General features: G+C 68.1%; 9 protein-coding genes. 5 read left to right on the plus strand and 4 right to left on the minus strand.

Annotated elements, in window-relative coordinates:
- Nucleotides 1-44 precede the first annotated feature (44 nt).
- Nucleotides 45-4,241, plus strand: coding sequence for a DNA-directed RNA polymerase subunit beta' (rpoC, locus tag VGR32_RS01920; RefSeq protein WP_327447512.1), 4,197 nt, complete (start codon nt 45-47; stop codon nt 4,239-4,241).
- Between the two features lie 60 nt (nt 4,242-4,301).
- Here the strand turns inward: rpoC and VGR32_RS01925 are convergent, their stop codons facing one another.
- The 4 genes from VGR32_RS01925 to VGR32_RS01940 form a co-directional block, all read right to left on the minus strand.
- Nucleotides 4,302-5,027: a hypothetical protein gene (locus tag VGR32_RS01925; RefSeq protein ID WP_327447479.1), complete on the minus strand. Its 726-nt coding sequence runs from the start codon at nt 5,025-5,027 to the stop codon at nt 4,302-4,304.
- Between the two features lie 117 nt (nt 5,028-5,144).
- Complete coding sequence (locus VGR32_RS01930; protein WP_327447481.1) at nt 5,145-6,443, minus strand: ABC transporter permease; 1,299 nt, start codon at nt 6,441-6,443, stop codon at nt 5,145-5,147.
- A complete protein-coding gene (locus VGR32_RS01935; protein ID WP_327447483.1) occupies nt 6,433-7,113 on the minus strand; it encodes an ABC transporter ATP-binding protein in 681 nt (226 codons plus the stop codon). Before VGR32_RS01935 ends, VGR32_RS01930 begins: the two co-directional genes overlap by 11 nt.
- Nucleotides 7,110-8,708 (minus strand): efflux RND transporter periplasmic adaptor subunit, encoded by a 1,599-nt coding sequence (locus VGR32_RS01940; protein WP_327447485.1) that lies wholly within the window; start codon nt 8,706-8,708, stop codon nt 7,110-7,112. Before VGR32_RS01940 ends, VGR32_RS01935 begins: the two co-directional genes overlap by 4 nt.
- Before the next feature lie 342 nt (nt 8,709-9,050).
- Here VGR32_RS01940 and rpsL point away from each other — a divergent pair, with 342 nt between their 5' ends.
- From rpsL to VGR32_RS01960, 4 genes are all read left to right on the plus strand, one after another.
- Nucleotides 9,051-9,422, plus strand: a complete 372-nt coding sequence (gene rpsL, locus VGR32_RS01945) for a 30S ribosomal protein S12 (protein WP_125257493.1) — start codon at nt 9,051-9,053, stop codon at nt 9,420-9,422.
- 38 nt (nt 9,423-9,460) lie between these two features.
- Nucleotides 9,461-9,934: a 30S ribosomal protein S7 gene (gene rpsG / locus VGR32_RS01950; protein WP_125257492.1), complete on the plus strand. Its 474-nt coding sequence runs from the start codon at nt 9,461-9,463 to the stop codon at nt 9,932-9,934.
- Between the two features lie 135 nt (nt 9,935-10,069).
- Nucleotides 10,070-12,151, plus strand: a complete 2,082-nt coding sequence (gene fusA, locus VGR32_RS01955) for an elongation factor G (protein WP_327447488.1) — start codon at nt 10,070-10,072, stop codon at nt 12,149-12,151.
- 56 nt (nt 12,152-12,207) lie between these two features.
- A partial coding sequence (locus tag VGR32_RS01960) for a GTP-binding protein (RefSeq protein ID WP_293523924.1) occupies nt 12,208-12,348 on the plus strand: 141 nt, incomplete at its 3' end.

Genomic DNA, 12,348 nt, shown 5'->3' on the forward strand with positions numbered 1-12,348 from the left:
GACTCTTCAATGATTTTCGCGGCATGGCCGCAGAAGGAACCAAGATGAACCAGGACGTCCTGAACATCTTCAACCCGGTCCCGGTCGCTCCGACCTTCGACCAGATCAAGATCGCTCTGGCCTCGCCCGAAAAGATCCGCTCGTGGTCGTTCGGCGAGATCAAGAAGCCGGAGACCATCAACTACCGTACGTTCAAGCCCGAGCGTGACGGCCTGTTCTGCGCCCGCATCTTCGGTCCGACCAAGGACTACGAGTGCCTGTGCGGCAAGTACAAGCGCATGAAGTACAAGGGCATCATCTGCGAGAAGTGCGGCGTCGAGGTCACCCTGGCCCGCGTCCGTCGCGAGCGCATGGGCCACATCGAGCTGGCTTCGCCGGTCGCGCACATCTGGTTCCTGAAGTCGCTGCCGTCGCGCATCTCGCTGATGCTGGACATGGCGCTGAAGGACGTGGAGCGCGTGCTCTACTTCGAGAACTACATCGTCACCGAGCCGGGCCTGACCCCGCTGAAGCAGAACCAGCTCCTGACGGAAGACGAGTTCTACCGCTATCAGGAAGAGTTCGGCGACGACGGCTTCACGGCCGAGATCGGCGCCGAGGCCGTCCGCAACCTGCTGATGGGCATCGATCTGCACGCCGAGGCCGAAAAGCACCGCGCCGAACTGGCCGACAACCCCTCGGAAATGAAGGCCAAGAAGGCGTCCAAGCGCCTGAAGCTGATCGAGGCCTTCCTGGAATCCGGCAACAAGCCGGAGTGGATGGTGCTGACCATCGTGCCGGTCATTCCGCCGGAACTGCGTCCGCTGGTGCCGCTGGACGGCGGCCGCTTCGCCACGTCGGACCTGAACGACCTGTATCGCCGGGTCATCAACCGGAACAACCGCCTGAAGCGCCTGATGGAGCTGCGGGCGCCGGACATCATCATCCGCAACGAAAAGCGGATGCTGCAGGAATCGGTCGACGCCCTGTTCGACAACGGCCGCCGCGGCCGGGTCATCACCGGCGCCAACAAGCGTCCCCTGAAGTCGCTGGCCGACATGCTGAAGGGCAAGCAGGGTCGCTTCCGTCAGAACCTGCTGGGCAAGCGCGTCGACTACTCCGGCCGTTCGGTCATCGTGGTCGGTCCGGAACTGAAGCTGCACGAGTGCGGCCTGCCCAAGAAGATGGCCCTGGAGCTGTTCAAGCCGTTCATCTACGCGCGCCTGGACGCCAAGGGCCTGTCGGGCACCGTCAAGCAGTCCAAGCGCATGGTGGAGCGCGAGCAGCCGCAGGTCTGGGACATCCTTGAGGAGGTGATCCGCGAGCATCCGGTCCTGCTGAACCGCGCGCCGACGCTGCACCGCCTGGGCATCCAGGCGTTCGAGCCGAAGCTGATCGAGGGCAAGGCCATCCAGCTGCACCCGCTGGTCTGCGCCGCCTTCAACGCCGACTTCGACGGCGACCAGATGGCCGTGCACGTCCCGCTGAGCCTCGAGGCCCAGCTGGAAGCGCGCGTGCTGATGATGTCGACCAACAACATCCTGTCGCCCGCCAACGGCAAGCCGATCATCGTGCCGTCGCAGGACATCGTCCTGGGCCTGTACTACCTGTCGCTGGTCAAGGACGGCGAGCCGGGCGAAGGCAAGCTGTTCGCCAACATCGGCGAGATCGACGCGGCGCTGGACGCCGGCGTGGTCACCCTGCACAGCCGCATCAAGGCGCGCTGGACGGAGATGGACGCGTCGGGCGAGCTGGTCACCAAGGTGATCGATACCACGCCGGGCCGCATGAAGCTGGCCAACCTGCTGCCGCGCAACGTCAACATCGGCTACCGGCTGCTGGACCGGAACCTGACCAAGAAGGAAATCGGCAACCTGATCGATCAGGTCTACCGCCACTGCGGTCAGAAGGCGACGGTCATCTTCGCCGACCAGATGATGGGCCTGGGCTTCCGCGAAGCCGCCAAGGCCGGCATCTCGTTCGGCAAGGACGACATCGTCATCCCGGCCAAGAAGGCCGAGCTGGTCAACGAGACCCGCGGCCAGGTCGAGGAGTACGAGCAGCAGTACGCCGACGGCCTGATCACCAAGGGCGAGAAGTACAACAAGGTCGTCGACGCCTGGGCCAAGGCCACGGACCGCATCGCCGACGCCATGATGGGCGAGATCGCCCAGCCGCGCATCCTGCATGAGGGCGAGCGGCCGGACGTCAACTCGGTCTACATGATGGCCCACTCGGGCGCCCGCGGCTCGCAGGCCCAGATGAAGCAGCTGGGCGGCATGCGCGGACTGATGGCCAAGCCCTCGGGCGAGATCATCGAGACGCCGATCGTGTCGAACTTCAAGGAAGGCCTGACCGTGCTGGAGTACTTCAACTCCACCCACGGCGCCCGCAAGGGTCTGGCCGACACCGCGCTGAAGACCGCCAACTCCGGTTACCTGACCCGTCGTCTGGTGGACGTGGCGCAGGACTCCATCGTCACCGAGGAAGACTGCGGCTCGACCCGCGGCATCACCCTGCGCGCGGTGGTCGAGGGCGGCGACGTCCTCGTCTCGCTGGGCCAGCGCGTGCTGGGCCGTTACGCGGCCGAAGACATCAAGGAGCCCGGCGCCGACGCCATCCTGTTCCCGGCGGACACCTATCTGCAGGAAGAGGAGATCGAGGTCCTCGAACAAGCGGGCGTGCAGTCGGTCAAGGTCCGCTCGGCCCTGACCTGCGAAGCCGACGCCGGCATCTGCGGCATGTGCTACGGCCGTGATCTGGCCCGCGGCACGAACGTCAACATCGGCGAAGCCGTCGGCGTCATCGCGGCCCAGTCGATCGGCGAGCCCGGCACCCAGCTGACCATGCGGACCTTCCACATCGGCGGCACCGCGCAGGTGGCGGAAACCTCGTTCTTCGAGGCGACCAACGCCGGCACGGCCAAGGTCGTGGGTCCGACCGTCAAGGCGGCGCACGGAGATCTGGTGGCCATGAGCCGCAACGTCGTCGTGACCATCGTCGTCGACGGCAAGGACCGCGAGAGCCACAAGATCCCGTACGGCGCCCGCATCCGGGTCAAGGACGGTTCCGAGGTCGGCAAGGGCCAGCGTCTGGCGGAGTGGGATCCCTACACCACCCCGATCCTGACCGAGGTCGGCGGCGCCATCCGCTTCGAGGATCTGGTCGAGGGCCTGTCGGTCCGCGAGGAGACCGACGAGGCCACGGGCATCGCCAACCGCGTCGTTTCGGACTGGCGTGCCAGCCCGCGCGGCTCGGACCTGCGCCCGGCCATGGGCGTCACCATCGGCGACGCCTACGCCAAGCTGGCTTCGGGCGGCGACGCCCGGTACCTGCTGCCGGTCGGCGCGGTTCTGTCGGTGTCCAACGGCGACCAGGTCAAGCCGGGCGAGATCATCGCCCGCGTCCCGACCGAAGGCGCCAAGACGCGCGACATCACCGGCGGTCTGCCGCGGGTGGCCGAGCTGTTCGAGGCCCGTCGTCCCAAGGACTGCGCGGTCATCGCGGAGATGGACGGTCGAGTCGAGTTCGGTCGCGACTACAAGAACAAGCGCCGCATCAAGATCACCCCGGAAGTCAACGCCGACGGCGTCCAGGGCGAGGCGGTCGAGTTCCTGATCCCGAAGGGCAAGCACATCTCTGTGCAGGACGGTGACCTGATCCAGAAGGGCGACTACATCATCGACGGCAACCCGGACCCGCACGATCTGCTGCGCATTCAGGGCGTCGAGGCCCTGGCCGAGTACCTCGTCAACGAGGTGCAGGAGGTCTATCGCCTGCAGGGCGTGCCGATCAACGACAAGCACATCGAGGTGATCGTCCGCCAGATGCTGCAGAAGGTGGAAGTCCTGGATTCGGGTGAGACCACCCTGATCAAGGGCGACACCGTCGAGGTCGCCGAGGCCGTTCTGGAAAACCAGAAGGTCGAGAAGCGCGGCGGCCGTCCGGCCACCACCCAGCCGGTCCTGCTGGGCATCACCAAGGCGTCGCTGCAGACCCGCAGCTTCATCTCGGCGGCGTCGTTCCAGGAGACCACCCGCGTCCTCACCGACGCCTCGGTCAACGGGAAGATCGACACCCTGGAAGGCCTCAAGGAAAACGTCATCGTGGGCCGCCTGATCCCGGCGGGCACGGGCGCCTACCTGCGCAGCCTGCAGCGCGTCGCCAACGAGCGGGACGCGGCGCTGACCGACGCCCGCGAGGCGGCGGTCGAGGCCCTGCCGGCCGATCTGGCCGCGGAGCTGGAGACGACCGAGGGCTGAGGCCCGACGTCATGACCAACGGAAGAGGGCGGTCCCGTCGGGGCCGCCCTTTTTCGTGCCTCAGCGCTCGCGGCCGCCTTGGGCGCCCGACATCACGTCGTTGTTGTCGCGCCGCCAGCCGCGATCCAGATGCCGCCCCGGGCACCCGGTCCCGAAGTTGGATCCGGGGCAGTCGCCGTGCTCACCCAGGCCGGTGCCTCCGGCCAGCGGGCGGCGACGCGCCTCATAGGCCTCCATCTCGCGGCGGCCCTGCGCGGCGAAGCGAGCGTCGCGCTCCGCGTCGCCGCTGCCGCCGATCGGCGGCGCCGCCCCGGCGGCCCGGTTGAACGCCTCGTCGCATTGGGCCTGTTCGCCGGCGGAGAGCCGGCCCCTCATGGCGTCGCAGCCGATCATGCTGCCCCGGAGGCTGCGACCGAGCTGACGTCGCGTGGGCCCGGCCGGCACGCGCCATGCCTCGTCGACGCCCGGATCGGCCGCCGACGATTGGGGCGCGCCAGGGGCTCCCGTTCCGGCCGACGGAGCGTCCGGCGTGTCGTCCTCATCCTCGTCACGACGGATCAGCCCCGGGCGGGGAGTTGTGAGCGAGCGCGGCTGATCGGTCGCCTCGGGCGCCGGAGGCGCGGCGTAGTTGCGCTCACGTGGACGTTCGCCCTCCAGCATGGGCCGCGGCGTGATGTCGATCAGAACGACCGGCGGCGTCTCGCCCCGCCACGCGTCCATCCGGACGGCGCGAAGACCCAGAACGCCCAGCACGAGTGCGTGCGCGACCAGTGAAGCGGCCAGCACCGCCGGCGAGCGCCATCGCCTCCGAAGACCGTCCCGCGCCGCCCTCATTCGCCCGCCCCTCGAACCGTGAAGCTGAGGGGAGGCGGCGAGCGTGGCGAAGTTACGACCTCTTCGCGGCTATTCCCGCCGCAAGGCCTCGATGGGATCCAGCTGCGCCGCGCGCCAGGCCGGATAGGCGCCGAACACCACGCCCACGAAGCTGGAGAAACCGATCGCCAGCGGCGCCGCCCAGGCCGGGATGACCGACGGCCAGTCGCCCAGCGTCGACATCAGCAGGGCTCCGCCGACGCCGATCGTCAGGCCGATCAGTCCGCCGAGCAGCGACAGGGCCACCGACTCCAGCGCGAACTGCGTCAGGACGTCGGACCGCTTGGCGCCGATGGCCATGCGCAGTCCGATCTCGCGCGTCCGCTCCGTCACGGACACCAGCATGATGTTCATGATGCCCACTCCGCCGACGACCAGCGACACTCCGGCCACGGCGGCCAGCAGGATGGTGAAGGTCTGGGTCGAGCTCTGCGCCGCCTCCTGCACAGAGGTCAGGTTCTGGACGTTGAAGTCGTCCTCCTGACCCGGCTGGATGCGATGGCGCTGGCGCAGCAGTTCGGCGACGTCCTGCTCAAGCTGGAACAGGGCGTCCTCGTCCACCGCCTTGACGTAGACCTGGTTGACGCTGTCGCCCCGCGCCCCCGGACCGCGACCGATCACCCGGCTGCGGGCGGCGTCCAGCGGGATGACGACGATGTCGTCCTGGTCCTGAAAGCCCGACTGCCCCTTCGGCACCAGAACGCCGATCACCTGAAACGGGATGGGGCCGACGCGGATTCGCTGCCCGACCGGGTCCACGCCTTCGCCGAACAGCTCGGTCACCACGGTCTGGCCCAGGACGGCGACCTTGCGGCCGCTTTCGGCGGCAGCCTCGTCGAACATCTGACCTGAGGCGATCTCCAGATCGCGGGCGACCAGATAGTCGGGCGTCACGCCTTCGACCCGGCTGGACCAGTTCGCGCCCTCATAGACGAGCTGGGCCCCGCCGTTGATGGCGGGCGAGATCGCGGCGACGCCATCCAGGATCCGCATGGCCTCGGCGTCGTCCACCGTCAGGCTGGCGCCCGAGCCGCCCGCGCCTCGCACGAAGCCGCCGCCTCCGCCGCTGCGCGGGGCGCCCGGGCGAACGACGAGCATGTTGGTGCCGAGGCTTGAGAGGGCCTGCTCCACCCGCTGCTGGGCGCCCACGCCGATGGACGTCATCATGATCACCGCCGCCACGCCGATGACCACGCCCAGCGACGTCAGGGCGGATCGCATGGGATGCGCCGTGATGGCGCCCAGCGCGAACCTCACCAGTTCCAGAGAGCTCATTCCGCCGGTCGAGAACTGAAGGGCCTGTCCGCGTGTCGAGGTCTTATCCAGCATGGCGGTCGTCCTGCACGATGTGCCCGTCGCGGAAGGCGATGCGCCGGCGGGCGCGCGCCGCCACTTCCTGATCGTGGGTGACGATGCACAGCGTCAGCCCCTGGCCGTTCAGTTCGTCGAACAGCGCGAGCACCTCCTGGCCCGTGGCGGTGTCCAGCGCGCCCGTCGGCTCGTCCGCCAGCAGCAGGTCGGGGGCGTTGGCGAGGGCCCGCGCAATGGCCACGCGCTGCTGCTGTCCGCCCGACATCTGCGTCGGCTTGTTGTTCAGGCGATGCTCCAGGCCGACGCGCGTCAGCAGTTCCACCGCACGCTCGCGGCGAACGGCGGGCTCGACCCCTGCGTAGATCATCGGCAGTTCGACGTTCTGCGCGGCGGTCAGGCGCGGCAGCAGCTGGAAGGACTGGAAGACGAAGCCGATGCGCCGGTTGCGAAAGCCGGCCAGCTGATCGTCGTCGAAGTCCTCCACCGGCTCGGACTCGAAGCGATAGAGGCCGCTCGTCGGCCGGTCCAGGCCGCCCAGCACGTTCATCAGCGTCGACTTGCCTGAGCCCGACGGACCGATGATCGCCACGTGCTCGCCCCGGTCGATCCTGAGCGACACCCCGGCGAGGGCGGAGATGACCTCGTCGCCCATGACGTAGGTCTTGGTCAGGCGCTCGATCTCGATCATCGCGGGCCGCCGCCCCCGCCGAAGCCGCCGCCGGCCATGCGCTGCGCCTGCTGCTGGGCGCGGGCGTCGGTGCGGCGCGGGCCGCCGCCCGTGATGACCTGATCGCCTTCCTTCAGCTCGCCGCCCAGCACCTCGGTGTAGCTGCCGTCGGTGGCGCCGGTGCGAACCGAGACCTGCACCGGCCTGCCGTCGCGCAGGACCCAGACCGTGCCGCGACCGCCGCCGCCGGCGAAGCGCCCGCGCAGGGCCTCCAGCTTCACCTGCTGGTCGGGGCGGAGCAAAGGCTTGATCTCGTCGAAGGCCTTGTTGAAGGCCGCCGCGGCCGCCGGATTGGCTCCGCGACGCCGCTGACCGCCGCCCTGCTGAGCACCGCCCGAGCGGCGGGCGGCGCGCGCCTCCTGCTGTGCCCGGTCGAGGATCGGCTGGACGCGGGCCTTCTGCGCCGCGTCGAGCCCAAGCTCCTCGATGACCGCCGCAGCCATGTTGCCCCGGCCAGGAGAGCCGCCGGCGCGGCGCTGCTGCCCGCCGGCGCCCGGGCCGAACGGCGAGGCGCCGCCGCCGGCGCCGGCCTGCTCCTGCGTCTCCACATCGGCCGGGGTGAACCGCAAGGCGGAGTTCGGCACGCGAAGCACGCCCCGCTTCTCCTCCAGCACGATTTCAGCGTTGGCCGTCATGCCGGGCAGCAGCCGCTCGCCCGGATTGTCCGCCTCGACGACCACCGTATAGGCCACCACGTTGGACTCGGTCGTCGGCAGGACGCGGATCTGCGTGACCTGACCGGTGAAGCTGTCGTCTGAAAAGGCGTCGACGGTGAAACGGACGGGCTGGCCGACCCGCACCTGACCGATGTCGGCCTCATCGACGTTGACCAGCGCCTGAACGCGCCCGAGGTCCTGCGCCAGCGTGAACAGCACGGCCACGTTCAGACCCGACGCGACGGTCTGACCGGGCTCGATCTGGCGGTCGATGACGATGCCGTCGATCGGGGCGGTGATGGTCGTGCGGCCCAACGTCGCCTGATCGGAACGCAGCGAAGCCTGCGCCTGACGCACCTGCGCCTGCGCGCTGGCCACGTTGGCCCGTGCCGTCCGCAGCGACGCCTGCGCCGTGTCCAGCGCAGCCTGGGCGATGATCTGGCGATCGAACAGGTATTTCTGGCGGTCGTACTCGGCCTGCGCCAGGGCGACCTGCGCCTGGGCCTGCGCCACGCCGGCCTGGGCCGAGGCGATCTGCGCCTGCGACTGCTCGACGGCGCTGCGCTGGTTCTGCGGATCCAGCACCGCCATGACCTGACCGCGGCGGACACGGTCGTTGTAGTCGACCATGACCTGCGTCACCTGACCGGAGATCTGGGAGCCGACCTCGACGGTGACCAGCGCCTCCAGCGTGCCGGACGCCGACACCGAGCGCGTGATCTCGCCGCGCCGCACGGCCTCGGTGCGATAGGGCTCGGCCGCGCCGTCCCCGCGCAGGAAGAAGAACCAGATGGCCAGCGCCGCCAGCAGCACCGCGCCCACGCCGATCAGCACGCTCCGTCGCGGCCGACGGAACCGGGGCTTCGCGAAGCTGGAGGCGGCGGGTGGCGTGGAGGTCATGGGCGTGATCGTCTTTCCGTGCGAACCGTCAGGCTGTAACGCGCGGGCGCCGCATATTCCGTCGCCGCCCGGCGGACGGGCGCGCCCTTGACCCACAGCCCTCCCGCGCGTAGAAGCCGCGCACCTTCGAGAGGGCGTCCGCGCCCGCTACGATCGTGACAACTCATTGGACGGGCTGCTGCCCGCCGGAACGCCCGAAGCGCGCGTTCCGGCTTTTGCGTTTGTCGTGACGGCTCGAAATCACCCCGGGGCAGGCCGTGAGGTCCGTCCAAAAAGAAGGCATCGAGGCGCTCCGGCCGAAAGGCACACGCCTCCATCGATTGAGAAGAGAGACGAGTTCGAATGCCCACGATCAACCAGCTGATGCGCAAGCCCCGCCAGCCGAAAGTCGCCCGTAACAAGGTGCCGGCGCTGAAGGGCTGCCCGCAACGCCGCGGCGTCTGCACCCGCGTCTACACGACGACCCCGAAGAAGCCGAACTCGGCGCTCCGTAAGGTCGCCAAGGTGCGCCTGACCTCGGGCATCGAGGCGGTGTGCTACATCCCTGGCGAAGGCCACAACCTGCAGGAGCACTCGGTGGTCCTGATCCGCGGCGGCCGCGTGAAGGACCTTCCGGGCGTCCGCTACCACATCCTGCGCGGCGTGCTGGACACGCAAGGCGTCAAGGACCGCAAGCAGCGCCGTTCGCACTACGGCGCCAAGCGTCCGAAGTAATCCGCCCTGCGCCACCCCAGTTTTAAGAGGATACATCCATGTCCCGTCGTCACCGCGCTCAGAAGCGTGAAGTCCTGCCGGATCCGAAGTTCGGCGACCTGATCGTCACCAAGTTCATGAACTACGTGATGTACGAAGGTAAGAAGGCCGTCGCCGAGAACATCGTCTACGGCGCCTTCGACATCCTGGCCGAGAAGAAGAAGGACCAGGAGCCGGTCGCCACCTTCCACTCGGCGCTCGACAACGTCGCTCCGTCGGTCGAAGTCCGGTCGCGTCGCGTCGGCGGCGCCACCTATCAGGTGCCGGTCGAGGTCCGTCCGGACCGTCGTCGCGCCCTGGCCATCCGCTGGCTGGTCAACGCCGCCCGCAAGCGCGGTGAGAACACCATGACGGAAAAGCTGGCCGCCGAACTGCTGGACGCCGCCAACAACCGCGGCACGGCCGTCAAGAAGCGCGAAGACACCCACAAGATGGCCGAAGCCAACAGGGCCTTCTCGCACTACCGCTGGTAAGGGCTTCCGCCCGCCGGGGCTCGCCGCACTGGCGGGCCTCGCGGGATTGGGCTAGACCGCCCGCGCTCCGACCAGACCCCATTCCAAGGGCCGCGCACTTCGCCGGTCCGCATCGACCGCAAGGCACGCTCCCCAATGCCCCGCACGCATAAAATCGAAGACTACCGCAACTTCGGCATCATGGCCCACATCGACGCGGGCAAGACGACGACGACCGAGCGGATCCTGTATTACACCGGCAAGTCCCACAAGATCGGCGAGGTCCACGACGGCGCCGCGACCATGGACTGGATGGACCAGGAGCAGGAGCGCGGCATCACCATCACGTCGGCCGCGACGACCGCCTTCTGGAAAGAGAAGCGCCTCAACATCATCGACACCCCCGGCCACGTGGACTTCACCATCGAGGTCGAGCGCTCGCTGCGCGTGCTGGACGGCGCCGTGACCGTTCTGGACGGCAACGCCGGCGTCGAGCCGCAGACCGAGACCGTCTGGCGTCAGGCCGACAAGTACAAGGTTCCGCGCATCGTCTTCGTCAACAAGATGGACAAGATCGGCGCCGACTTCGACAAGTCGGTGGAGTCGATCCGCGACCGGCTGGGCGCCAAGGCCGTGCCGATCCAGTTCCCGATCGGCGCCGAGTCCAACCTGACGGGTCTGGTCGATCTGGTCCGCATGACCGGCGTGGTCTGGGACAACGACGGCCTGGGCGCCTCGTACAAGGACGTGCCGATCCCGGCCGACCTGGTCGACAAGGCCAACGAAGCCCGCCAGTACCTGATCGACAACGCCGTCGAGCTCGACGACGAGGCCATGGAGGCCTACCTCGAAGGCAACGAGCCTTCGGAAGAGACCATCAAGAAGTGCATCCGCAAGGCGGTGCTGACCGGCGCCTTCTATCCGATCCTGTGCGGCTCGGCCTTCAAGAACAAGGGCGTGCAGACGCTGCTGGACGCCGTCGTCGACTACCTGCCGTCGCCGGTCGACATCCCGGCCACGCCGGGCATCGACTTCCGGACCGAAGAGCCCGTCACCCGCAAGGCCTCGGACGACGAGCCCCTGTCGGTTCTGGCGTTCAAGATCATGGACGACCCCTTCGTGGGCTCCCTGACCTTCTGCCGCCTGTACTCCGGCAAGATGGAGACCGGCATGGCGCTGCTGAATTCCAGCCGCGACAAGAAGGAGCGCGTCGGCCGCATGCTGCTGATGCACTCGAACAACCGCGAGGACATCAAGGAGGCCTACGCCGGCGACATCGTCGCCCTGGCCGGCCTCAAGGAAACCCGCACCGGCGACACCCTGTGCGACCCGATCAAGTCGCCGGTGATCCTCGAGAAGATGGAATTCCCGGCCCCCGTGATCGAGATCTCGGTCGAGCCCAAGACCAAGGCCGACCAGGAGAAGCTGGGCGTGGCCCTGGCCAAGCTGGCCTCGGAGGACCCCTCCTTCACCGTCTCGACCGACCACGAGTCGGGCCAGACGATCTTGAAGGGCATGGGCGAGCTGCACCTCGACATCAAGATCGACATCCTGAAGCGCACCTACAAGGTCGAGGCCAACATCGGCGCGCCGCAGGTTGCCTATCGCGAAAGCCTCGGGCGCAAGGCCGAGATCGACTACACCCACAAGAAGCAGACCGGCGGCACGGGCCAGTTCGCCCGCGTCATGATCACCTTCGAGCCGGGCGAGCCGGGTTCGGGCTTCGTGTTCGAAAGCGCCATCGTCGGCGGCGCCGTGCCCAAGGAATACATCCCGGGCGTGGAAAAAGGCCTGAACTCGGCCAAGGACAACGGCCTGCTGGCCGGCTTCCCGCTGATCGACTTCAAGGCCACCCTGACGGACGGCAAGTTCCACGACGTCGACTCGTCGGTGCTGGCCTTCGAAATCGCGGCGCGCGCGGCCTTCAAGGAGCTGCGCACCCAAGGCGCGCCGAAGCTGCTCGAGCCGATCATGGCCGTCGAGGTCGTGACCCCGGAAGAGTATCTGGGTTCCGTCATCGGCGACCTGAACGGCCGTCGCGGCATGATCCAGGGTCAGGACATGCGCGGCAACGCCACCGTCGTGAACGCCTTCGTGCCGCTGGCCAACATGTTCGGCTACGTGAACACGCTGCGCGGCATGTCGCAGGGCCGCGCCCAGTTCACCATGCAGTACGACCACTACGACCCGGTGCCGCAACACGTCGCCGACGAAGTGATCAAGAAGCACTCCGCCTAAAACCCACACCCCAAACCAGACAGGAACCCCGGTTCGGGGACTGAGGAGCTAAGAGAATGGCCAAGGAAAAGTTCGAACGCACGAAGCCGCACTGCAACATCGGCACGATCGGTCACGTGGATCACGGCAAGACGACGCTGACGGCGGCGATCACGATGACGCTGGCGAAGTCGGGCGGCGCGACGGCGAAGAAGTAC

This window comes from Brevundimonas sp., assembly GCF_035935935.1.
GTDB lineage: Bacteria > Pseudomonadota > Alphaproteobacteria > Caulobacterales > Caulobacteraceae > Brevundimonas.